Genomic DNA, 20,078 nt, shown 5'->3' with positions numbered 1-20,078 from the left:
AGGTTAGAAGTCGCTCGCCGCGCCCGATATCATCGAAAAATCGGGCCGAATTTAAAGTTATTTTCGGGTCTTGCCCTGTCGCTTCCGGGCTTTGCTCATCTCGTTTTCGTATCTCTTCACCGCCGAAGAGAACTGCTCCAACTTAGCCGGGTTTTCTGGGTCGAGGTTCAGCTTGAATTGCACGTATAATCGGATCGCTTGTACCATTGAGCACGGCCTTCCCGAACGATTCCGCTCCAGAAGTTGCATAAATTCCAGCCGGTCTAGAAGCTTGTCGGCCTCTTCCTCCGCGGGCGTCGGGAAGAGGATGCCGCGGCGGGCGTTTTTCTTGGGCCGCCCGCGAGGGTTTCTATCGTTGCTTAGTTCTTTATGTTCGCTCGCTGCCTGCCAGATGACGGCATACTGCCAGCCTGGGAGGCCGACTTCGATGCCCCGTTCTTGAGCCATCTTCTCCAGCTTTTCGTTGCTGAAGATCGGGGGCGGGGGGAGAAAGCGAGGCGGAGGGCCAGATGGCTGCGGCATCCCTTTGGCAAGGAATTCACCGAGCAGTCCCTTGGGGAAGATTTCCTGAGCCGGGCTCCGGTCGTCTGGCGTCTCATCGCTCATATCGCTGCACCCTGCGACTGCACCATGAGGATGCGCAGGGAAGTCGAGGTGCGATCGACTTTTCGGCTGGCCGGCCTATCCCTGCGCTAACCGAGTCTAGGCCAGCTCTCGCCAAAGGTGCAATGGGCTCTTGCAGCGCTGGGCCGCGATAGGCCCCTTTCCATCCACCGATTTGATTTCCGTCGATATTTTATCAGTGTCCGAGCCGGGTTCCGTTGACCGCGATGTCTGCCAGCAGGGCTGAGATCGGGTCAGGAACATCGACCCGAAGATCCTGCATCACGTTCGACAGCTTGGCATGCACGAACGGGGCCGCAGCCTTCGCCGCCTCCATCCGGATCTCTTCGTCCTTCCCCTCGTCACGCATGACCGACAGCAGGTAGTCGAGCGGCGTCAGACCGGACTCCTCTACCGCGGCAATCGTCTCTGCAGTCCGCTTGTTCATCGCACCCTCCGGTCGCCCAGCATTGGGCCTTGCTCCACCACGCATGTCGTCTTCCTTATCGTTCGAAGGCAGTGCCCGGCGGCACGCCTTTCTTTGCTGCTGCATTCGATGCGAACCGGTCTGGTTGCACCGATGTCGGGAGGTTCGCGCAAGGGTGCTCCTGTCTGTCTAGGAGCCTGCCGAACTGGTCGACGCCATAGGCGCTGAAGGAGCCGTCATGCCGCCAGAAGAATTGCCAGCCGGTGCACCCGTGAACCTGCCCTTGGAGCCGATCGGCAGCGCGACCGCTCCTTTCATCTACTTCGACGGGATAGGTACCTCCGGCTTTCACGGCGGCATCGGCAATGTCACCCTTGAGGCTTTGCGATATGTCATGGCCGGAGACGGTAAGGTCGCCACCGAGCGCGTTGTCGTGGCACAACTCCGGATGAGCCAAACGGCAATGGTGTGGTTGGCGAACGCCATGAATGCGATGGTGCTTCAGGCCGCCCCACCTGCGAGCGACGCCAAGAACTGATCGCCCAATGGAGAAGATGGTTTTCATGGCCTATCTCCGCCCCGTGCCGATAGTGATCTGCAGGCTGCCGTCGCCCTCATCCTGATCCCCGTTGCTGGTCAGGCTGGCGCCGCCACTGACCGAGGCCGATCGGCGGTAGAGCTGGCCCAACATCTGCATGGTCGCCGTCTCGTTCGCCCGCGTCGTCGGCTTCGACAGCAGGAGCTTAGCCCTCTGCGGGTTCAGGAGCGCATCGGCCACCAGATCGTCCACGCCATTGATGCCGGCCAATCGGATATCGGCCAGGGTTTTCGCCCCTACGGCTCCAGCGATGGCAGTGAATGGCCCGCCTGCGACAAAGCCGCCGACGCCGCCCACCGCAGCCGGCAGGTTCGCGACCAGGCGGCCAAGGATTGAGGGCTTATCCCCCCTGCCCGCCGCATAGAGGTTCTGGGCCGTGTCCGAGCCGCCGGGGTTTTTGACTGCCGCAACCGATCGGTTCGCCCGCTGCAGATCCTCGGCAATTGCCCCCATCGTCTTCACCTCGTCATCGGTGAACCCCGCCACCTTCAGGGCGCCGAGGTTCTTCCGAAAGTAGGTCTGGAACTGGTCCGACTTCACTGTGCCGATGCCTGACGTGCCGGCTTCGGTGTTCCCGACGAGCTGCATGCGGATGTGGTCTGCGATGGCTTGGCGAAGGCCCTGCTGGGCTTCCTTGTCCTTGCCAATGGCAGCCCGGAGCTTGAGGAAGCGGTTCATGCTGTCCTGGGCGCCGAACATAGATCCTACGGTGCGCGTCACGTCTTCCGGCGTGTCGAGGTGGAGGAAGCGGCCAAGCGCGCCCTTCTGCGCCTCCGACACCGCGGCCGTCCGCTGCTTCTGCACGGTGCCAAGCGTCTCAGCCGCACGACCCGCATCGGCAAGACTGCGATCGAGATCAGGAAATGCCCGGAGAGCGTCGGCATGTGCCCGGCGCCAGTTATCGAGCTTGCCGGCATCGAAGCTGCCGTCGTCGCGAAGGGCAACACGGCGCAGTCGACCGATTGCATATTCCTGCAGGACCGGCAGAGCTTCGGCATCGCCTACCGCCTGGCGGAATTGCTGGATGGCGTCGGCACTTTTGGCCTGCGGGAAAAACACGCGACCGGCGACATCGCCGGATGCCATCTCATAGGGGGCATTCGTCGCGGGCCGCTTGCGCATGGGTGCCAGCAGCTTGTTGTCGAAGGTCTGGGCCCGCTCCCGAGTGGCGTCCCTGGCGGCCGTCAGTCGTCCGAGGGCGTCGGGATCGAAGTTGGGCTGGAGACCATCTGGTGGTAGTCGCGGATTGCCCGAAGATGGGCCAAGTTCCCGTCCTGCTTCGCTCGCTGTTCCAGATAGGCGAGAAACGGCAGACGATCCGCGTCCGGCATATCCGACAGGACGCGTTCCACCACTTTCCCCGGTCGATGCCTGCTGTCGTTCTGCAAGCCATTCCTCGCGCTGTCTCAACATGGCTGCGGCGATGGTGTCGTCCGCATTCATCTGGCCCGCCGCGACCGCTCGCTCCTGCTGCTGGACCTTGGCGGCCGTGGCCTGCTCGAGGTCCTTGTAGATGGCGCTGTTCAGTCGCGACATCCGACCATATGCCATGCTCTCGCCATTCGCCATTCTCTCCGAGCGCATGGCGGATTTCACCCGGCTCTGAAGGTCCGACACTTCGCGGAAAGGCATTGCCTCGCGGTACTGCCCGAGAACCTCATAGATGGCGGCTTCCTCGTCGACAGGCGCCTTTCCGGACATCGTTTGGTTCTGCGTCTCGCGCTTTAGCTGCTGCCGGGCATTGCCGGTGGAGAGGACAAGCGTCCCGTCCGGGTCGACGGACGACCACAAAGCCCGCTCCTGCTCCTTCGCCTGGGCCCTAGCAGCCTCCAAGGAGCCCCGGAGACGGTCGCCAGCGCTGGAGGGGTCCATTCCCTGCCCGATGCCGCCAGCGCGTCCCTGAGCCTCGCTGCGGGCCCGCACTTCGATATTGTCGAGGCCATCTTCGATCGTCTTCAGGCGGGACCGGAGGGCGTCGGCCACCTTTTCCGGAGCTCCACCCTTCTGGATCCCTTCCAGCGAGCCGACACGGGCCGAATTCTGATCGGCGCGGCGCTGGGCGAAAAGCTCGGGGCTCTTCACCGAGGCACCGCGTTCGGCGCCGAGAATGCCCAGGTCGCCGGTCACCTGGCCAGTGGTCGGCTGCGAGCCGGGGACGAGATCCTTCGGCAGGTTGTCGAGGGTTTCGCGAACCGCATCGATGTCCGTTGCACTGCCCCTGAGACGTTCCGCGGCGAGACGCTCCCGCCCGGCTTCTGTCGCAGGAGCAAGGAAGTCGCCGGCAGCGCGGCCGCTGGTGCGGACTGCACCCGGAAGGCCCGCAGCGAGAGTAGCGCCACCGCCGGCCAGTAGACCGCCCGCCATGCCTGCAATTGGCTTGTACTCGTCAGGCACGGCTTCCATCGCGGCCGAGGCGCCGGCCCCGCTGATGCCACCAACCGCGGCCTCGCCGGCAACGGCACCGACGCTGCCCGAACGGCCAAGAACCTGGGCGCCGATTTCGGCGGCGGCTGGACCAATGGCGCCGGCCCGACTTGCCGCCCCGACGACACCCGCCGGAAGGACGGAGCCGGCTACACCTGCGCCAACACCGCGGGCGATGCGATCCTCCGTCGTTGAGGCGACGGTGTTCCGGGGGTCGAGCACTGGCGACACCGCACCCATGCCCTGCGCGATCGAGCGAGAGCCGCCAAACGAGTCCTCAGGGATAGGAGCAATCTCGGATCCTGAGGCGGCGTTGACGCCTCGGATGCCGAGGTTCATGGCGCCTCGCACCAAATCGACCGGCGCGCCGAGGATGCCATACAGAGCCTCATTCGCGCCCGCTGTGGCATTGAGGGCAGCGCCCCCCATCGGGGGATCACCCCGAACTGCAGCGGACTGCAACGGGGAGCGCTCTGCCGGCGCCGGCGAGGCAGTGAGTTCCGGCTGCGTCTCTTGGCCAAGCCGGAAATCGCGCACCGCGTCGATCGTCGTACCCTCGGACGCGATATAGCCGTCGATGTCCGACTCCGGGGCATTCATGGAGGCCATTTTGGCCACGTTGCGCTTGATGCGTGCGAGATCGGACATGCGGCTACTCCAGCCCGTATTTGCTGCGGTAATTCGGCGCGGACGATTGTGTGGCGGCCGGAGCTGCGCCACCGCGGCCACGCATCACCTTGTCGCGGATGGTCTCCAGCTCGACCTGTAGCTGCTGGACCTTCTGAGCCGCAGAATTCGCATCGTCGGTGTAGGTCGGCCGATATCGCCCGGCGTATTCATCGGCCTCGGATTGGGTCATGCCGGCGCCGGTCAGCATGCGCATGAGGGCATCGGTTCCGCTCTGCAGCCCTCGCATCACTTCTGCCTGACTGGAGCTCGAGAGAGCGCCGCCGATGGCGCGATCGACCGGCCCAGTGGCGTCGCCCGCCTTGACCTTTTCCAAGAGCGCGGGTGCCTGCTTCAGGAAATTGTCAGCCAGGCCTACACGGGCGGCGAGTTCGCCTGGGATCTGTTCGCCTGGACCGCCAGGAATCGGCGTCAAACGGGACGCGTCGTTCGGATCCTGCATGAAACCCGAGGGGAGGTTTGCCCCGCCAGCAGGCTTGCGCTTCTCCTTGTAGATGCCAACCGCGCCGTTGAAGTCGCCGGCACGAACGAGGCCAATCACATCCGGGTCGCCGGTGCCTTGCGCCCATTCCATCGTCTTGTTCAGGCGCCCCTCTTCCTGCTGCCTCTCAAAGTTCACCCGATCTTGCTGGAGGCCAAACTGCGCCTGCTGCAGGCCAAAGGTCTGGGAGAACTGGGCGTCGTCCCGAGCCTGCGTTTCCTTCTTCAGCGCGAAGTTGAAAGCGTCGGATACGGGCAGGCCGGCATCTACCTGCGCTGCGATGTCGGGGAATTTCTCCCGCAGATAGGCCAGCGTCTTGTTCTGCTGCGCCTCTTCCTTAGACGCCTTCATCCGATCCTGGCTCTGCTTCTGCAGCGCCGGAAGATAGCCGCCCATACTGGCCAGGGGCGCGCCGCGGGGCGACGACAGCATGGACATGCCCGCCGCCTGCAGGATGTTGCCGAAAGCGTCCGTCTGGAAGAAACCGGGAGGTGTGTCCGACATCGAAGTGCCCCTTTAACCGAGCCAAGAACCGAAGAGAGATCCGCCCCCAGCGACGGGCGCGCCGCCGACTGTCAGGGCCGTGCCGAGCAGCGTCTGACCGATGCCAGGGCTTTGGCTCGGCGCAGTGGTAGATCTGCTGCCTTCAACACCGGGGATCAGCGGAGCGAGGCGGGAGAACTGCGTATAGGCCCTGTCGCCCGTCTGCTGCGCCACACCACGCTGAAGGTCGCCGTAGCCACCCAGAAGGCCCAGGGATGAGGTTAGGCGGGATGTGTAGTCGTTGGCCGAGCCGTTATTGAAGTTGCCTCGGGAGAGATCGTAGCCAGAGGCGCCTGTGAGGGCGGAGAGGTCGAAGCCGCGAGCCTCAAGATCTCGGGCGAAAGCGTCATTCGTGACGCCCCCGCCGTATGCCGCCGAGGCCTGTGCGCGGTTGAACAGGTTGTTCGTCTCGTTCGCATCATAGCCCGCGGCGCCGATCGCCCTGCCGTAGATGTCGTTGCCGGCGCTCTGCAGCGCTGCAGTCTCCGCCGCGGCGTTGCCCTGCGCCAGATTGGCGCCCATGCCGTAGCTGTCATAGGCGATCTTGGTTGCCGCGTCGGCAGAGTCCCGCTGGTAGTCGCGGGCCCCCATGGCGCGCTCCAGGTACTCGCCCGAGCCGCCACCGCCGAACGCGCCGCCTGCGGCCGCTCGAGCGCCGATATCGCGCTGTCCCTGCTGGTAGGCGTCGCCACGCTGGCGAGCATCCACCTCCATCATCTCGTCTTGGAAGGGATTGGCGAAGGCGTCGATATCGCCCTGGCTGATCGTGGAGGCGTTGATCGCCCGCTCGGAATAGCCGGGGATGAATTGATCGATCGAGCCCGCGCCGGATGCGCCGACGAATGGCGCGAGTGCATTCGGGTTCTGAGCGCCGGCCTGCGGGTTGAGGCTGCCGATCAACCCGGAATAGCGAGACGCATAGTCGGGAAGAGACCCGGCCATGTTCGACCCGGCATTGTAGCCGACGAGATTATTCGCGCCGGCGCCGAAAGCTTCCTGCGAGCTATTGAGCGGCGCGACGTAGGCCGAGGGGTCGTTGAGGTAGGGCAGAATGCCCTTGTTTGCGCCGCTGACAAGCGCATTCTGGGCCTGCTGAACAGGCTTCGAAAACTTGGTTTCGGTCGTCGTCTTGGTGTCGCCACCGCCGAAAAGGTCACCCATTTTGAAGCTCCTTCACGAGCATGATGCTCTGCATTTCCCATCCGTCCGCACGAAGGGCGCGCTCGAACCCCTTCCGACAGGTGATCGCCGCTTTGGTGCAGCCGTACGCCTTGGCCCATCGTTCGGCCTGCGTGATGAGCGCCTGAACGCCTTCCAGGGCGCCGCCGGCCAGCCAGCCGTAGATGCAGCTCTCGCCGTTCGGCAGAGTGCGCAGGCTCGCCACGATCGCGCTGTCCTCCGAGGACCAAAGCTGAGCCCGGCCGCTGGCGATTTCCGTTTCCACATGATCCCGGCCAAAGGTGCCGGAACGCTCCGCAGCGGGCTCGAGGAATGGCCAGATCCGGTTGAACTCGGCCATCACCGCGCTCTCGTCGATTATCTGGTAGTTCTTGGTCTCGCTCATTTTCGGCTACTCTCGCTGCGGTCCTTGACTGCTACTTGTTGTTGCTCGGGTCCCGCCCGCCGCTGCCGCCAGGCCCGATGCCGCCGCCGCGGGACGAGCCGGACGATGATTTCGACCCCGCCGAACTGCTCGAGCCGCTTGAACTGCTTGATTTCCCGCCGCCGCTGCTGCTGCCACCGCTAAAGAGGCCACCGCCCGAGAAGCCGCTGAGCAGGCCGCCCTTGCTGGCGCCACTGGCCGCGGCGCTCTGGGCCGACGTCATGCCGCTGAACCCGTCCCAACCGGCGCGCCCGGCCGCCTGCGCCGCGTTGCTTGACGTCCCGCCGCCGCCGTTCTGCATGCTGCGGCCGATGAGCCCGCCAAGGATGCCGCCGAGCGGACCGGCAGCCACAGTGCCGAGCACACCGCCGATCATCGCCCCTGCGTTCCGCGACAGCAGGCCGCCCGACTGGAACATGCCTGGCTGCGTGGGAGCGTCGGGGATGCTGGGCAGGCCGAGGCCGGTCGACATCGGGTTCGCGACTTGGGCCGTGACGCGAGGAGCCGCGGTGACGGCGCGGGGCGCAGCGGCTACCCGGCGCGCCGGCGCGACATTGACGGGCGCGGGCAGCGCGGCGACAGGTGCCGCCACCCTCTGCAAGCCCGGAATGGGCGGCTGGCCCAGTGCGTCGATCTTCGGCGCCACGGTCGAGAATGCTGGCGTCTGGAAGCTGGCCGGCGGCGCGGTGTAGGGCTTGGCAGCGGCCAGAGCCGCCATGGATGCGTCCTCGATCGCTCGAGGAGATCGCATCTGCGGGGTGGACGGAACGGCCGCCTTTGCCGCGACGCTCGCAATGGCCCCAGCCGTAGGAGCCGCCACAGCGCGCACTGTAGGAGCCGGCGCGGCGCGCGGGGCGGCCGCCGGCACGTTGCGCACGCCGAAGTTCGGGCCGGCGATCGTCGCTTCCATCGACCGGGGCGAGCCGATCGGGCCGGCGAAGCCGGTGGATGCCGGGGCCTTGGCGGGCGCCGGAGCTGCGCGGGCAGGCGCGGCGCCGAGCGTGCCGGCCTGCGCAGAGCTTACGCCGAGAAGCCCGCCTGTTGGGGCCCGTGCCGTGCTCATTAGCCCGCCCATGTTGACGGAGAAGTTGGCAGCGGCACCCGCGCCCGCCCTAGTGGCAAGCCCGGACTCTTCGGAATTGTTCAGCCGGTCCGTGACGTTGGCAGCTTTCTCGTCGCTGAGAAGCCCGCTGGTGAGGCCATCGACGACGTTGACGGAGGCGCGGCCTGTGGCACGGGCACCCGCGCGCGGCGCGCTCTCGGCGTATGCGGTTGAGCCGAATGCCGCATTGAGGCGGCCGGTGACATTGGCGGCCTTCGCCGGCGAAAGTGCGCCCTGCGTCGAGACGGGGCCGAGGCGGGAGGCAAGGTTCCCCTCCTGGGCATACGACAAAGCGGTCGAGCGAGCGGTCGGCGTGGCGGCCGAGGTGCCGAGAAGCCCGGAGATCGCCGCAGAGGCGCCGGTGAGAAGGCCGCCGGAGGGTCGCGCAGTCGGCGCGGGCACATTTGCTGGCGCCGCGGCCACGCGAGTGGCGGGGGCCTGGGGCGATTTTACACCGACTGCAGTTCGGATGCCGCGCATCTTGGGGTCGCTGAAATAGCGATGTGATGCGGTCTCGGTGACGACTGCGAGGCCCTTCGGGAGATTGCCGACCACGTCGGGCTTCGCATAAAACGTCGCATCGTTGATCGGGCCGTTTATGGCGACGTCATCGATTGCCTGCTGGGCGAGACCGACCAGTGCCGCAGTGCCCGCCGGCAACGTCTTGCCGTAGGCGTTGAATTCCGACTGCAGGGAAACGACCTGATGAGGCGTAACCCCAAGCATGGCGGAGCGGTTCGCCACGACTGAGGCGATGGCCTTCATGTCGGCGTAGCGCTCGGCCCTCGTCTTGCCGCCGGCTTCTCCTGCGATCGTCTCGGCGACACTGCGAGCCTTAGGCATTGCCGCCGGCCTCCAGTTTGGTAGCCACATCAAGGGCGCAATAGGACGAGTAGTAGAGCAGTACGTTGGCCGATCCGAAGTCGGATGCCGCGGCCATCAGCTCGTTGACCTCCTCAAGGGTGGCGCCCCGGCTAAGGAGGACATTCGTTGAGTGATCGAGCCTTGCGGCAGAATGCGCCTTGATGCCTTCGGCGTTTCGAAAGGTGGCGATCAGGTGCTCGAACACGTAGTCGCCGCCACCCGCACACAGGAGCATGTGCGCAGTGTTGTGGACTGCCGACTTGTAGGCGAGCCCGCTCATCAGGCGGCCTTCGACGTTTCTTCGGTGCTTGCCCGGCGGACAAACTCGTCGACGGCCTCGCGGGCAACGGTCGAGACCCGCTTTCCCTGCGCCTGGGCAATGGAATTCAGCGCACTTGTCGTGCCTGGCGTGACACGGAGATTGAGAATTTCTGGATAGCGATACATCGGAGCATCCTCTGGTTCGTTCCGGCAACATTACCGAAAGTCAGAGAATTCATCAACGATATCAATTGTTTACTCGATGGCTCTTGGTGTCTCTCAGGGAACTATTTGGCCGCGGGGTCTCCATAGCGCTGCCCGCCCTTGTCAGGCAGTCACCAGACTGCGGCGGGATATGGATGATGGAAGTCTCGGCCGAGGTTCACGAAGGCGCGGATTTCGCTTCCCAGTGACCCCTCTTGGCCATTTTCTGACCTGCTAGAAGACGATATTTCTGGATCTGGTTTTTGAGTGACAAGCTTGTCACCCCCTTATTTCCAAGGACCCGACCAATGAAATGCATGTCGACGGCCTGCGGGGTCTCGGCAAGCCACCGGGCGAGCCCCTTGGCCTCCTCGTAGAAAGGCATCACCAGATCCGTGAGGGTGACGGTGAGCCCCAAGTGGAGCCCTCGATCATTGCAGCGCGTCTTGAGCTCGACGTAGCCGAACCTGACGAGGTCGATGAGGTAGCGGCGGATGGTCCGCGGCGAGCGCGACATGACGGCGCCGGCGGTGCCCTTCGTGATCGTCGTCTCCCGGCCTTTGCCGCAACGAGCCCTCAGGACAGCCAGGAAGGCCTTCGCGTTCGGGGTGAGGCGATCATCCCGGGAGGCCGTCGTTGCCATGTCGCCTGCATACTGGCGGCTGTCGTTGGGGGCTGGGCGGGTGTGGCGCGGCCGTGGCGGGGCATTGCGCCTGATGGCGGGCTCAACCTTCACTTGGCCGACGAGCGCGGACCGCCGCTGCGCCTCTGCCAGGCTGATCACCCCTGCCCTCTGGTCCTTCCAAATCGCGGCACGCGCAGCGAAGTCGGGATGCACTTCCTCTGCCGGCCAACGGTCGAGAAGTGGCGTTGCCGCTCCATCCCCCAGATCTGGGGCATAGGCCAGCGCAGGCACACGCATAGGCGTGCGATATCGTTCTGCCGTCATGGTCCGTTCCTTGCGCGAGGCAAAGCAAGGCCGTGGCGGGAAGCCGCGATTTCATTTGACGATGAGGTCGGAGGGGCCTATTTCTGAAGTTGTCCAGAAATCAGATAGAGGCTCCAGGCGGCTCCCGCTTCGGGGCCTTTTTCTTTGCTATCGCGTCTCCGCATTGGTGTTGAGGGTCGGCATCAGACGGCGCCTTTGATAAGCGCAGCGGCGTCGGCCGTGGTGATGGTGCTCGGGTCCAACTTGGCGATCAGGATGCGCACTGCATCCGATCTAGAGCCAAGGCCGAGGCGATTTTTGATATCGTCGAGAACGGCAATCTCGTCCTCATGAAGCACGGTTTCCGTCGAACGCATTCCCATAGCGCGGCGTCGGGCGCGAGACTCGGCTACGCTAGGAGCTGTGGATATGCGAGGCATGGAATCGGCTGCCATTTGATTGCGACTAGTAGAGGCTACGCGAGTCTTTCCAGTGAGACCATGCCTGCGCAAACTAAGCGATCCAGCTTCACGCAAGGCTCGGTTCGGGCGAAGCACTTCAGATCTTGGAGTAGCCGGTCAGCCTCTTGATCTCCTTCTTGAGCCGAACCAACGCATTGTGGTTAAGCTCTGTAGGCCCTGTGTCGATCTTTGCGACCAAGGCCGAGCGGTTCGGCTTCAAGAACGCAATCAGCGCCCAGCCATCCCCCTGCGGGTGCCGCAGCTTCGCAATCTCGTAATTCTTGAAGTCCTGAACGTGCTCGATTTCGTAATCCACGTATCTACCTCTTGCGACAGTGAAGACGACGATTGGGCGGCAAAAGCGCACTCTGGCAATCGGCCGCGGTTAGAACTCAACGCCGCATGGCTGCAATTCGCAACCATCTAACGTTGTAACTTGTATCTTTTAACGCCAGCTGTTTGAAACTGAAAGCGGGCAGGCACTTATCCTGTCTTCGCCCCTCGACGCTCCAGATATGCGTGTACGGCGTCTTCTAGGATGTCCTGCAGTGGGCGCTCGTCATCGAGGGCCAGATCCTTCAGCAGCCGCCAAGTCTTTTTGTCGAGCCGGACAAGCGCAGCCTTCCGCGGGTCCGAAGCGGTTCCCGACCCCTTCGGCATTCTTCGCCGCGGGGCGCCATCCAGGCGGTATCCCTTCTGGGCGTCATCCGAGGCGGTAGCGGAGGGCTCAGGCTGTGCCATCGGCGAGGCTTGGGCGACCTCAGCTTCTGGTGCCTTCTTCGCTAGACGTTCGCCCAGGCGCCCAAAGTCGGGTTTCGTTGCCATCACTGCACCTTCTTCAAAATGGCTTTCCAGAGCGCGGCAATCTCACGCGCAGCTGAACCGCCTGGCTCAGTCTCGGACACTGCAGAGCCCGATAGGATCGCATGAGACAAATTCACTCGCTGCGAGATCTGTCCGGACCACACGTCGGCGCCCATGCCGGCAAGAACGCCTCTGCTATCACGCACGGTCGACACGTCGAGAAGGCGCTTAGGCGGAGCGGAGTTGAGGACGACGAATGCTTTCTTCCCGTTGGCCTCGACGAGATCCAGCGTGGCCTTCACTGCGGCGAGGTCGAATGCCGCGGGGCGAGTAGGGACAATGCAGAGATCGGCTAGGGCAATCACCCGTGCAATGCCAACCTCGACATGGGGCATGGTATCGACGATCACCCAGGCGATCCCTGCGGCTTTGGCATCACTCAGAATATCGGGAAGGTCTTTTGGGTCTGCCTGGGCGAGGATCGGGGTTTCGGCCGCTCGCATCGAATGCCAGAACGCCAGCGATCCCTGAGGGTCGGCATCGATCAAAAGGGCTGGCTTGTCTGGAGCGTCCGCCAGTACGGACAGGTGAGCGGCTAGGGTCGATTTCCCCGCGCCGCCCTTCCGAGAGACAACTGCGATTGTTTTCATGCGCCGCAGTCCCGTTCAGCCGTTGCTCGTAACTTGTATCTCACAACGCCGATTAAGACATTGCTCCGATGATCGGATGCAGCGTTGCAAACAGCGCAGATACAGACCGCCAACATCTGCCGCCAAGCTTGCCTCACGCTGGCCATAGGGCAGGGGCTCTCACGAACAGCGCCGATTTGTCGGCCCTGTTCGTGAGCTCCTGGGAAGGCTCAAGGGTATCAGTTAAAGCGATACCCTTGAGCCAGCGGCCTACATGGGGCCTTCGATCATGCTCTGGACGGCCGAGGCGACATAAGGCTTGCCGGTCGCACTTAGATGCCCTTCGGCCGCCAGCATTGCCGATATCTCGCGGAATGATCGATGCTTGCCCGTGGTGCGGTTTTTCCGGCGCAGGCGCTTTGCCATAGCGACGATCTCCGGGTTCATCTCGGAATGGCTTTTGCGGCCCTCGCACTTTCCGACCGCGGCCTTCTTCCGCTCCCGTGCCCCGCGCAGCTTGGCGACGAGGCGCGTCTTCTCCAGCTCAGCGAACACGCCGGCAATCTGCCGCATCGCCTTCTTCATCGGATCGTCGGTCTGCGTCAGATCTTCTCCGCCGGCAGTCAGGACAGTGACGCCTCGATTGATCAGCAGCAGGATGCCCAGCTCTTGGGTGAGGAGATCGCGGGCGAAGCGGGTGGCATCCTCGACGATCACCGTGCGAACGCCGTTGCCCTCAATGTGGTCGAGAAGGCGGGCGAAGCCCGGGCGGGTGTCGATCGGGTCGGCACCACTCACGGCAGCGTCGTAATAGGAGGCGATGATTTCGAACTTATCCCGAGCCGCATACGAATTGATCGCGAGCGCCTGGCGCTGGTGGCTGTCCTTGTTTTCGCCGACGTTCGCCGCGCTGCTGGTCCGAACGTAGGCAATGGCTTTCATGGTGGCACACGTCCGGTTTTGTAGCGCAATCTTGAGATTGCGGAACAGAATGCCCGAAAACGTGGGTCAAACAAGAGGGGCACGGATAGACGCTGATAAATCCCGCCGCATCGAGTGCCGCGCACACTGGCCGCACCCGATAAGCCACCTGTATGATGCAGGTCCCTCAACGCCGAAATTCCCGACATCAGGCCACGCCACGCCGAGGCGGCGTCCCGCCCACCTCGGCTTCCAAGCGCCCCATCCCTAAGACTTAAGGTGTGCGACTGGGGGCGTGAACTTCAGTTCCGCGTCGAGGTGCGTCGGCAGTTTCTTGGCTGTAATTTCAGCCATTGCCGCCTGATTTCATGTCGCCATTTTGGCGACTTGCTCCGGCGCCGTCCTTACTGGCACTTCAACCGCAAATCTCCAGCCGGCAGCAGGGTTATCCGTGCCTCACCGCTCGCCAGCAGATCGAGCCCGTTTAACACCGCATCGGCGCCTTCGAAAGCCAGCGTCAGAGCGGTCTTGTCCTCGCAAACCAGATCAGCCTCGGCTCTATCCAGCGGCCAGTTCACCAGGCGGCAATAGTTCCGATACGCTCCTTGCAGCGCAGCGACCCTGAAGCCGGGGACGCCCTTCCTCGGCGCCGCCTCCAGCGAGACGCTACAGGTGGCATCCACCCATCGCTTATGAGCCGGGGCCTCTTGAGCGTCAGCTATTGCCGGGAGAGCGCAGCCAAAGATGAGCACAGCCGATCGAACCCATTTCTTTGTCATCGCTCTATCCTTGATTGATCACTCAGCCTTGGCTTCTTAGGGCTGCGAGCGCCCTGTCGGAAAATCCGATAGTGACCTTTCGCTACAGAACGGATTTCGCAGCGGCTTCAATGTCGAGTTCCGTCTGCTGATCTGCTGAAAGCATGCAGGGCGAGGCCGTCACGCCCGTCTCATGACCTAAGGTCACGCTTCTCCGCTTCCACACGCGCCCACTCTGCCTGCATATGTCGCGGCAATTTCAGGACTCCTCGCGGACAGGGCACCTCGACAGCGCCTACGTCATTCGGTGCCGTGTCCGCCGGTATGAGGGTGGCAAAATGCCGGCCTTCAGAGTCCGTCTGAAACCCCAAAAGCACGTAGGGCCTGCCGAAATCCGATATTGTTGTATTCATGCTGCATAGTATGCCAAATTTTGCGGGGTTGAAATATGTACGCTCGACGATAATTTACGGGCTTCACTTGAAATACTGACCGAGCCGAAGGAAAATTATGGAATACGATAAGGCACAGAGCGATGATCTTCTCGCACTGACGGCTTCGGTCGTCGTGGCGTACGTCGGGAACAACCGTGTTCCCACGACGGAGATCAGCGACCTGATCGCTAGCATTCACCAATCCCTTGGTTCGCTTGGCACTGCGCCCGCTGCGGCTCCCGAGCCCGTGGCCTTAGTGCCGGCGGTTCCCATCAAGAAATCGGTGACTCCGGACTACATCATCTGCCTGGAAGACGGAAAACACTTCAAGTCGATGAAGCGCCACCTGATGACCAAATTCGGCATGACGCCGAACGACTACCGTCGCAAATGGGGTCTGCCGTCTGACTACCCGATGGTGGCTGCGGATTACGCTACAAGACGTTCCGCGCTAGCAATGAGCTTTGGCCTTGGACGCAAGAGGTCAGGCGAGCCAGTTTCTGAGAAGCCTGCCCGCAAGGCTACCCGCAAAAACGCTGACGCGTCTTAACCGTCATTGAACCAGGCAGTCGAGGGTCGTGACGATCCTTGCTGCCAGCATTCTATCTCCCTTGAATCCGTTGTTGTCGGTGAGGGTGGCTCGTCCCATCGGACGTGCAGACCACAGGAACCATTAGCCAGTTCCCGGCTTTTCCTGACCGAGGGAGAGCTTGGATGGAACATGTCGCTGCACTGATGCTGCTAGTTGGCTGCAACACCAACGCATCAATTTGTACAGAACTGCCGGCCTCTATGGTCGCGTACGAAGATGTCGCTGATTGCGAGTCTGACATGTCCCTACAAATGCGGCTCAGTGGCTCATCGGCAGAAAAGGTTTATGGCGCCTGTAAAGCTGTGACCGAAGATGTCTTTGAACAGTCGGCGACGGTGGACTGGACAATTTCCCAGAGTGGAAAACTTCTGGTGACCTTTGATGCTGATCCTCAGCTTGTCGCTACCCGGTAAAGCCTTCTGATGCGGCTTTAAAGCTATTCACCGTTGTCATTCGGTTCAGTAATTGCACTTGGTTGGCTTGTCGTGGCGCGACCATGCGCCTGGGTCCATCCGGCCAGCCATTGGCCCTGTTGCTCTGAACCCATAGGATACGGGCAATCGTTAGCAAGAACTCCTTTGCCGTATGCTTCGACGCCTTCGTTGAACCATCGACCGATCATGACATGCCTCTAAATTGAATCTGCCTATGGTGCAGGGCAAGCAGACATTATCGCCGGCGATTGATTCCGAAAACCGTCCTTGTCGGAATCCAAATCGCAAAGGCGTGGACTAGTCTATGCCACAGCGCTACGGCGCAGCCCGACCACCATGACGGATTCCAAAGAGACCGGCGCCACATCGGGACGGACATCGAGCATGTGGCCATTGTCGCCGGACATTCCCTCATAGATATCGGCCTGCCACGACGCCAAGAACGAATGTTGGAATCGCGATGCTCATGATGAGAAGGAATATCAAAACCCAGCCGCTCATTCTTCTCGGATCTCGTTTTTTTAATGGGCTAATTAAACACGAACCGTGCAGACAATGACAACCGGCCGTCTGCCATGACCGACGCCCAATACCGCACGCCGGAGTGACATCGCGCCATCTCGCCACCTGTGGCGCTAGCCAACGCTCGGTGATGGCATACCCTACGTTCGTTTGGTCGCACTCGCCACTTATGCGCCGGTGTGGCAGGCCTGAGCGACAGCTGCTGCCATGCTGATGGTAGGAGCATTGATTTTCGTTTGAGGATTGCATGACAAAACTGCTGATCATCTCGCCGCAGACCGCGGCAGCGAGCATGACAGCCGACATCATCGTCATTGCAGGGGATTATGCCGGCACCCCGGTCAAAGCTCTCCACAAGGCAAGCCTATCATTCCAGAAGCCGGTCGTGCTGATCGCGGGGCTGATGGAGCTGGATGGGACGAACAAATCTCGGCTTCTGGCTGAAGGGCGCCGGCAGTCGAAGAAATATCTCCGTCTACGGTTCCTCGAGCGTGATGCCACTACGATCGAGGGGGTGCGCTTCATAGGTATGCACAAGCCCGATGTCGGGTTCATCCTGACCACGCTGGATGAACCTCACGATGGGCCGACTGTCATCGTTACCTACGATGAGCCTCGGGAGGACATCGACGCCATCACCAGAACCGGCAAAGTATCGCGGTGGATTCACGCCAGCACCACGACGACCGAACCGCTGGTCGTCGAGGTATGAGGCCCTACCTCGCCCCCATGGATATCACCGCCCCTAAACACCCGCCTGAGCATCCCGACCGCGGCATCGACTGCGAATTCGCGATCGAGCCGACATTCCAGGCCGTGATAGCTGCTGCTGTAGCCGCCGGCTGGAACGAAGCAGAGGTTGCCGAAGCCGTGTTGGAGCTGGCCCGCAACCATATCGCCGGCATGTTGGCCGATCAGTATATGGACATGGACATAGAGGCCGCTGCTCGCTCGGTGATTTAATCATCTAGCCGCCGGAGGGTCCCATCAGCGACGCTTGAAGGGCCGCCAGGTGGCTCGGGTCATCTGACTCAAGCGCCGGCAGAACCGACCCCTCCTGACTCGTTTGCCAATTCCAGACAGAAAGAAGGATTGAGCGAGTCCGCAGTTGAAATTCCTAATTGTTGATCACGTCATGCCGGAAGCTCGAAGTCGGTTTGCTCGTAAGCAAACTTGTTAGTCAGTTTCAGATAAGGATGGCGCTATCTTGTTAAAAACATACGGGTTTCGGCGGGCAACTCGCAACCCTTCTTATGTAACGACCGCTCCATTCGAGCTTCGCCAGATCCAGGAGATCGGTCATGACAGACTACAGCGACAATCGAGACAAAGCGGGTTGCTCAATCGTCGAGAAAGCCAGCCACCTTACGGTCGTTCGAGTTGACGGCGCATTTTGCTTGAAAGTCGATACTCAAAACAATGATCAGATCGTAGTCGAAATCACGCGGGATCAGGCCTTGGACTTGATGGTCAAACTCGCTGCCTCAGCGCCGTAGATCGAAGTAGTCCTTTAACGACCATCATCTGCTTCTTAGGGTCATGATGCTGACGCCATAGTGCCCTGCGAGAGACTTCAAAATCAGCTCATCTGATCCCTTGAAGCCTTTCTCGATACGTTTGATTTGTTCAGCCGGGACGCCAGTCGCTGCCGCGAGATCATCGACGGTTTCTCCCCACGCGATTCGCATCGCACGTACATTTCTCGCTAAACCCATTCCCGAATTCCGCGGCTGCTTCGCTTTTAGAGAGGTTAATGCATAGCGGCGGCGCAAGGTTCAGTGCTGCGTGATCACCATCGCGTCCAGCACCGGAGGCTTTGGTAGAATTGGCCCGCAGCGACATCGCTGCCATGCTCACCCATCAGTACATGGATACGGGCATTGTAGCCGCAGCTCGATTAGCCATGTGAGTGGAACAGATTTAAAGTGAATGCCTTCTAAATCAATCCCGGCTAAGGATCGGTGCATAAAGAGGCATGAACTATGAGTGCACCCCCGCACCTGCCATTGGCAACCGAATACGAAAACCAGGGCTCCTTGAAGGATGTTCGGGATAACGAGCTTTCGCGAATGCTAGACCAATGTGTTGATTGGTCGGCGCTCATGGATGATTTTCGCGGTTCCTTGATCACTCCGGCAGCACTGACCCTCTGGCGTGTTCTTATCCAGGATGAGACTACAACGGTGGCCAGAACTCAGCATATGCTCAAAGCTGAGATTGCCGATCGCGCCAGAACGGCAGAAGAGGATATGGTGCCTGCTCCAGGAGAGACCTCTAAGGCTCTCGACGCCTACGCGGGCCCGGCAGAGGACGCTCACCAAACAGCTGCATTCGACGACAGAGGTTCGAAAGAGGCGTAGAGTCCTTCAGACAGGCTGAATCTTATCACGGGATAAGGCAGCTTATGGATTTTCTGAGTAGACGTCGCGGATGCTGACACGTCTTCGCTACGCAAGCACCCTGGCTTATGACACCACGATCGAGGAGGTCGATAGGATTGTCCAGCTGTCGGCCGCGGCGAACCAGGCTAGAGGCATCACCGGTATTTTGGCCGTAGAGGGTTCGACTATCCTTCAGATATTAGAGGGTCCGACCGAGCTCGTCGGCGCTCTCTTCGACCGCATTGCTTCTGACACTAGGCACATCGGTGTGGTGGAACTCGGCCGAGGGCCAATCGACGTCATCCGGTTTAAAGATTGGGGTATGATCCGCCGGACGATGCCGATGATGCTGATGATGTCCGAGGACATTGCCTAGGCAGTGACTCTTGGCAGTTCACCGATACGGGTCGTGTACCGTGGCGACCGCATGTCGAACTTCGTCGCCCATTGCTGCCGGATGCCAGCGGCCGCGGGGGCAATCGTCCCTCGACCAAACCTCCCGTTCACAGCATCGATCACGCCCATCAGCCTTTCGGACTGCTCGCGGTCCCGTCGATCGAAAAGCGGCCGCGGTGCGGAGCCGGCGCGGATGAGGTCGTCCATGATGATGCCGGCCTTTGAGTAGCGGAAACCATCTCGATAGATCGCCCGTGCGCCACGCTGAGCGGCGCGGATGAGATCGAGGGTATCGTTTGACGCTTCCGGCAATCGAGCTAATTCAAACCCTAGCAGCGTAACGGAGCTGACCAAATACGGGACCGGTGGTCCGAACCTAGTTTACGGACGCATCGTAGTGTTCTAGATCGGTAGCTAGCTTCGTTGCGGGGACATGACATGCATGTGCGGGCCTAAATCCGTTCAACCTCTCGATGCCGAGATCGGCGCCAAGATTAAACTGCGACGGCTATCGTTGGATCTGAGCCAGTCAGATTTGGCTTCCCTGCTTGGGATCTCCGTTCTTCAGATCAAGAGATATGAGACCGGGAAGAGCCGACTTAGCGCTGGCCGTTTGCATGCGATCGCCATGAACCTCGGCTTTACCGTTAAAGATCTTTTAGTGGTCGAAGATGCCACGACGGGGCCAGGTCTTAAGGCTGAGCCACCTTTGGCAGATCCCGTCATTCAGTTCCTATCGACGCCAGACGGCCTGCGCTTGAACGAAGCCTTCGCCCAGGTCAAGGATCGAAGAGTACGACAAAACCTCGCGGACCTTGTGCATGCGGTTGCAGAGCACTGCAACACTACTGGCTCGTCCCAGACGACCAGCTGCTAGTCCAAATAATGTGATATCCCGCAAAAATTAGCCTGACATGGCAAGCTAGGCACGAACCGGCGACACCCTCGTGAAATGTCGCCGGCCCAGTGCACCTGCTTCAGCGTCTGTTTTACTAATTTTAGACGCTGGTAGCTGATCCTA

The 20,078-nt window shown here is 61.5% G+C and carries 26 protein-coding genes; 9 read left to right on the top strand and 17 right to left on the bottom strand.

What is annotated here, in order from left to right; translation table 11 throughout:
• Nucleotides 1-57: 57 nt before the first annotated feature.
• Together ACZLZQ_RS23850 and ACZLZQ_RS23845 are read right to left on the bottom strand one after the other, a co-directional pair.
• Nucleotides 58-606: a hypothetical protein gene (locus ACZLZQ_RS23850; protein WP_472951765.1), complete on the bottom strand. Its 549-nt coding sequence runs from the start codon at nucleotides 604-606 to the stop codon at nucleotides 58-60.
• 193 nt (nucleotides 607-799) lie between these two features.
• Nucleotides 800-1,051: a hypothetical protein gene (locus ACZLZQ_RS23845; protein WP_472951764.1), complete on the bottom strand. Its 252-nt coding sequence runs from the start codon at nucleotides 1,049-1,051 to the stop codon at nucleotides 800-802.
• A gap of 217 nt (nucleotides 1,052-1,268) precedes the next feature.
• Between ACZLZQ_RS23845 and ACZLZQ_RS23840 the strand changes: the two genes are divergently transcribed.
• Nucleotides 1,269-1,568, top strand: a complete 300-nt coding sequence (locus ACZLZQ_RS23840; protein WP_472951763.1) for a hypothetical protein — start codon at nucleotides 1,269-1,271, stop codon at nucleotides 1,566-1,568.
• A gap of 30 nt (nucleotides 1,569-1,598) precedes the next feature.
• On the opposite strand, the gene ACZLZQ_RS23835 is transcribed toward ACZLZQ_RS23840, so the two are convergent.
• The 13 genes from ACZLZQ_RS23835 to ACZLZQ_RS23775 form a co-directional block, all read right to left on the bottom strand.
• The gene (locus ACZLZQ_RS23835; RefSeq protein WP_472951762.1) at nucleotides 1,599-4,700 is read right to left on the bottom strand and encodes a TrbL/VirB6 family protein; all 3,102 of its coding nucleotides are present in this window, start codon (nucleotides 4,698-4,700) and stop codon (nucleotides 1,599-1,601) included.
• A 4-nt stretch (nucleotides 4,701-4,704) separates the two neighbouring features.
• Nucleotides 4,705-5,724: a hypothetical protein gene (locus tag ACZLZQ_RS23830; protein ID WP_472951761.1), complete on the bottom strand. Its 1,020-nt coding sequence runs from the start codon at nucleotides 5,722-5,724 to the stop codon at nucleotides 4,705-4,707.
• Between the two features lie 12 nt (nucleotides 5,725-5,736).
• Nucleotides 5,737-6,924, bottom strand: a complete 1,188-nt coding sequence (locus tag ACZLZQ_RS23825; RefSeq protein ID WP_472951759.1) for a hypothetical protein — start codon at nucleotides 6,922-6,924, stop codon at nucleotides 5,737-5,739.
• On the bottom strand, nucleotides 6,917-7,327 hold the full coding sequence (locus ACZLZQ_RS23820) for a hypothetical protein (protein WP_472951758.1): 411 nt from the start codon (nucleotides 7,325-7,327) through the stop codon (nucleotides 6,917-6,919). The genes ACZLZQ_RS23825 and ACZLZQ_RS23820 overlap by 8 nt, the downstream gene beginning before the upstream one ends.
• A gap of 31 nt (nucleotides 7,328-7,358) precedes the next feature.
• A complete protein-coding gene (locus ACZLZQ_RS23815; RefSeq protein WP_472951757.1) occupies nucleotides 7,359-9,311 on the bottom strand; it encodes a hypothetical protein in 1,953 nt (650 codons plus the stop codon).
• Nucleotides 9,304-9,612 carry a hypothetical protein gene (locus tag ACZLZQ_RS23810; RefSeq protein ID WP_472951755.1) on the bottom strand — a complete coding sequence of 103 codons (309 nt, stop codon included), beginning with the start codon at nucleotides 9,610-9,612 and terminating at the stop codon, nucleotides 9,304-9,306. The genes ACZLZQ_RS23815 and ACZLZQ_RS23810 overlap by 8 nt, the downstream gene beginning before the upstream one ends.
• Nucleotides 9,612-9,779: a hypothetical protein gene (locus tag ACZLZQ_RS23805; protein ID WP_472951754.1), complete on the bottom strand. Its 168-nt coding sequence runs from the start codon at nucleotides 9,777-9,779 to the stop codon at nucleotides 9,612-9,614. Before ACZLZQ_RS23805 ends, ACZLZQ_RS23810 begins: the two co-directional genes overlap by 1 nt.
• 196 nt (nucleotides 9,780-9,975) lie before the next feature.
• Entirely contained in the window at nucleotides 9,976-10,746 is a 771-nt protein-coding gene (locus tag ACZLZQ_RS23800) for a helix-turn-helix domain-containing protein (RefSeq protein ID WP_472951752.1), read from the bottom strand.
• Nucleotides 10,747-10,928: 182 nt separating this feature from the next.
• A complete protein-coding gene (locus tag ACZLZQ_RS23795; RefSeq protein ID WP_472951750.1) occupies nucleotides 10,929-11,102 on the bottom strand; it encodes a ribbon-helix-helix protein, CopG family in 174 nt (57 codons plus the stop codon).
• Between the two features lie 181 nt (nucleotides 11,103-11,283).
• A complete protein-coding gene (locus tag ACZLZQ_RS23790) occupies nucleotides 11,284-11,502 on the bottom strand; it encodes a hypothetical protein (RefSeq protein WP_472951749.1) in 219 nt (72 codons plus the stop codon).
• Nucleotides 11,503-12,010: 508 nt separating this feature from the next.
• Nucleotides 12,011-12,640, bottom strand: a complete 630-nt coding sequence (locus ACZLZQ_RS23785) for a nucleotide-binding protein (protein WP_472951746.1) — start codon at nucleotides 12,638-12,640, stop codon at nucleotides 12,011-12,013.
• Between the two features lie 249 nt (nucleotides 12,641-12,889).
• Nucleotides 12,890-13,561, bottom strand: coding sequence for a recombinase family protein (locus tag ACZLZQ_RS23780; protein WP_472951744.1), 672 nt, complete (start codon nucleotides 13,559-13,561; stop codon nucleotides 12,890-12,892).
• Between the two features lie 383 nt (nucleotides 13,562-13,944).
• Nucleotides 13,945-14,319, bottom strand: a complete 375-nt coding sequence (locus ACZLZQ_RS23775) for a hypothetical protein (protein ID WP_472951743.1) — start codon at nucleotides 14,317-14,319, stop codon at nucleotides 13,945-13,947.
• Nucleotides 14,320-14,808: 489 nt separating this feature from the next.
• On the opposite strand from ACZLZQ_RS23775, the gene ACZLZQ_RS23770 reads away from it, so the two are divergent.
• Nucleotides 14,809-15,282 (top strand): Ros/MucR family transcriptional regulator, encoded by a 474-nt coding sequence (locus ACZLZQ_RS23770; protein WP_472951742.1) that lies wholly within the window; start codon nucleotides 14,809-14,811, stop codon nucleotides 15,280-15,282.
• A gap of 164 nt (nucleotides 15,283-15,446) precedes the next feature.
• The gene (locus tag ACZLZQ_RS23765; protein ID WP_472951740.1) at nucleotides 15,447-15,737 is read left to right on the top strand and encodes a hypothetical protein; all 291 of its coding nucleotides are present in this window, start codon (nucleotides 15,447-15,449) and stop codon (nucleotides 15,735-15,737) included.
• 23 nt (nucleotides 15,738-15,760) lie between these two features.
• Here ACZLZQ_RS23765 and ACZLZQ_RS23760 read toward each other — a convergent pair whose 3' ends face one another.
• Nucleotides 15,761-15,946 carry an Rmf/CrpP family protein gene (locus ACZLZQ_RS23760; RefSeq protein ID WP_472951738.1) on the bottom strand — a complete coding sequence of 62 codons (186 nt, stop codon included), beginning with the start codon at nucleotides 15,944-15,946 and terminating at the stop codon, nucleotides 15,761-15,763.
• 581 nt (nucleotides 15,947-16,527) lie between these two features.
• Here ACZLZQ_RS23760 and ACZLZQ_RS23755 point away from each other — a divergent pair.
• The 5 genes from ACZLZQ_RS23755 to ACZLZQ_RS23735 all read left to right on the top strand — a co-directional run bounded on the left by ACZLZQ_RS23755 (nucleotide 16,528) and on the right by ACZLZQ_RS23735 (nucleotide 19,037).
• Complete coding sequence (locus ACZLZQ_RS23755) at nucleotides 16,528-16,992, top strand: metallophosphoesterase family protein (protein WP_472951737.1); 465 nt, start codon at nucleotides 16,528-16,530, stop codon at nucleotides 16,990-16,992.
• A gap of 17 nt (nucleotides 16,993-17,009) precedes the next feature.
• Complete coding sequence (locus ACZLZQ_RS23750; RefSeq protein ID WP_472951736.1) at nucleotides 17,010-17,243, top strand: hypothetical protein; 234 nt, start codon at nucleotides 17,010-17,012, stop codon at nucleotides 17,241-17,243.
• Nucleotides 17,244-17,581: 338 nt separating this feature from the next.
• Nucleotides 17,582-17,776, top strand: coding sequence for a hypothetical protein (locus ACZLZQ_RS23745; protein WP_472951734.1), 195 nt, complete (start codon nucleotides 17,582-17,584; stop codon nucleotides 17,774-17,776).
• A gap of 486 nt (nucleotides 17,777-18,262) precedes the next feature.
• On the top strand, nucleotides 18,263-18,640 hold the full coding sequence (locus ACZLZQ_RS23740; protein ID WP_472951733.1) for a hypothetical protein: 378 nt from the start codon (nucleotides 18,263-18,265) through the stop codon (nucleotides 18,638-18,640).
• Between the two features lie 70 nt (nucleotides 18,641-18,710).
• Nucleotides 18,711-19,037, top strand: a complete 327-nt coding sequence (locus ACZLZQ_RS23735; RefSeq protein ID WP_472951731.1) for a BLUF domain-containing protein — start codon at nucleotides 18,711-18,713, stop codon at nucleotides 19,035-19,037.
• On the opposite strand, the gene ACZLZQ_RS23730 is transcribed toward ACZLZQ_RS23735, so the two are convergent.
• On the bottom strand, nucleotides 19,034-19,369 hold the full coding sequence (locus ACZLZQ_RS23730) for a DUF4113 domain-containing protein (RefSeq protein ID WP_472951730.1): 336 nt from the start codon (nucleotides 19,367-19,369) through the stop codon (nucleotides 19,034-19,036). The genes ACZLZQ_RS23735 and ACZLZQ_RS23730 overlap by 4 nt on opposite strands.
• Nucleotides 19,370-19,499: 130 nt before the next feature.
• Between ACZLZQ_RS23730 and ACZLZQ_RS23725 the strand changes: the two genes are divergently transcribed.
• Nucleotides 19,500-19,934: a helix-turn-helix domain-containing protein gene (locus ACZLZQ_RS23725; protein ID WP_472951728.1), complete on the top strand. Its 435-nt coding sequence runs from the start codon at nucleotides 19,500-19,502 to the stop codon at nucleotides 19,932-19,934.
• Nucleotides 19,935-20,078 lie beyond the last annotated feature (144 nt).

Source organism: Mesocryomonas lacus (genome assembly GCF_055730105.2).
Note: the sequence above shows the minus strand (reverse complement) of the source record. Positions and strands in the feature narration are given on the sequence as shown.

What these genes read in the sequence shown, in the direction of transcription:
- ACZLZQ_RS23850 (WP_472951765.1), bottom strand. Translation starts at nt 606, where the DNA reads ATGAGCGATGAGACGCCAGACGACCGGAGCCCGGCTCAGGAAATCTTC.
- ACZLZQ_RS23845 (WP_472951764.1), bottom strand. Translation starts at nt 1,051, where the DNA reads ATGAACAAGCGGACTGCAGAGACGATTGCCGCGGTAGAGGAGTCCGGT.
- ACZLZQ_RS23840 (WP_472951763.1), top strand. Translation starts at nt 1,269, where the DNA reads ATGCCGCCAGAAGAATTGCCAGCCGGTGCACCCGTGAACCTGCCCTTG.
- ACZLZQ_RS23835 (WP_472951762.1), bottom strand. Translation starts at nt 4,700, where the DNA reads ATGTCCGATCTCGCACGCATCAAGCGCAACGTGGCCAAAATGGCCTCC.
- ACZLZQ_RS23830 (WP_472951761.1), bottom strand. Translation starts at nt 5,724, where the DNA reads ATGTCGGACACACCTCCCGGTTTCTTCCAGACGGACGCTTTCGGCAAC.
- ACZLZQ_RS23825 (WP_472951759.1), bottom strand. Translation starts at nt 6,924, where the DNA reads ATGGGTGACCTTTTCGGCGGTGGCGACACCAAGACGACGACCGAAACC.
- ACZLZQ_RS23820 (WP_472951758.1), bottom strand. Translation starts at nt 7,327, where the DNA reads ATGAGCGAGACCAAGAACTACCAGATAATCGACGAGAGCGCGGTGATG.
- ACZLZQ_RS23815 (WP_472951757.1), bottom strand. Translation starts at nt 9,311, where the DNA reads ATGCCTAAGGCTCGCAGTGTCGCCGAGACGATCGCAGGAGAAGCCGGC.
- ACZLZQ_RS23810 (WP_472951755.1), bottom strand. Translation starts at nt 9,612, where the DNA reads ATGAGCGGGCTCGCCTACAAGTCGGCAGTCCACAACACTGCGCACATG.
- ACZLZQ_RS23805 (WP_472951754.1), bottom strand. Translation starts at nt 9,779, where the DNA reads ATGTATCGCTATCCAGAAATTCTCAATCTCCGTGTCACGCCAGGCACG.
- ACZLZQ_RS23800 (WP_472951752.1), bottom strand. Translation starts at nt 10,746, where the DNA reads ATGACGGCAGAACGATATCGCACGCCTATGCGTGTGCCTGCGCTGGCC.
- ACZLZQ_RS23795 (WP_472951750.1), bottom strand. Translation starts at nt 11,102, where the DNA reads ATGCGTTCGACGGAAACCGTGCTTCATGAGGACGAGATTGCCGTTCTC.
- ACZLZQ_RS23785 (WP_472951746.1), bottom strand. Translation starts at nt 12,640, where the DNA reads ATGAAAACAATCGCAGTTGTCTCTCGGAAGGGCGGCGCGGGGAAATCG.
- ACZLZQ_RS23780 (WP_472951744.1), bottom strand. Translation starts at nt 13,561, where the DNA reads ATGAAAGCCATTGCCTACGTTCGGACCAGCAGCGCGGCGAACGTCGGC.
- ACZLZQ_RS23775 (WP_472951743.1), bottom strand. Translation starts at nt 14,319, where the DNA reads ATGACAAAGAAATGGGTTCGATCGGCTGTGCTCATCTTTGGCTGCGCT.
- ACZLZQ_RS23770 (WP_472951742.1), top strand. Translation starts at nt 14,809, where the DNA reads ATGGAATACGATAAGGCACAGAGCGATGATCTTCTCGCACTGACGGCT.
- ACZLZQ_RS23765 (WP_472951740.1), top strand. Translation starts at nt 15,447, where the DNA reads ATGGAACATGTCGCTGCACTGATGCTGCTAGTTGGCTGCAACACCAAC.
- ACZLZQ_RS23760 (WP_472951738.1), bottom strand. Translation starts at nt 15,946, where the DNA reads ATGATCGGTCGATGGTTCAACGAAGGCGTCGAAGCATACGGCAAAGGA.
- ACZLZQ_RS23755 (WP_472951737.1), top strand. Translation starts at nt 16,528, where the DNA reads ATGACAAAACTGCTGATCATCTCGCCGCAGACCGCGGCAGCGAGCATG.
- ACZLZQ_RS23750 (WP_472951736.1), top strand. Translation starts at nt 17,010, where the DNA reads ATGGATATCACCGCCCCTAAACACCCGCCTGAGCATCCCGACCGCGGC.
- ACZLZQ_RS23745 (WP_472951734.1), top strand. Translation starts at nt 17,582, where the DNA reads ATGACAGACTACAGCGACAATCGAGACAAAGCGGGTTGCTCAATCGTC.
- ACZLZQ_RS23740 (WP_472951733.1), top strand. Translation starts at nt 18,263, where the DNA reads ATGAGTGCACCCCCGCACCTGCCATTGGCAACCGAATACGAAAACCAG.
- ACZLZQ_RS23735 (WP_472951731.1), top strand. Translation starts at nt 18,711, where the DNA reads ATGCTGACACGTCTTCGCTACGCAAGCACCCTGGCTTATGACACCACG.
- ACZLZQ_RS23725 (WP_472951728.1), top strand. Translation starts at nt 19,500, where the DNA reads ATGTGCGGGCCTAAATCCGTTCAACCTCTCGATGCCGAGATCGGCGCC.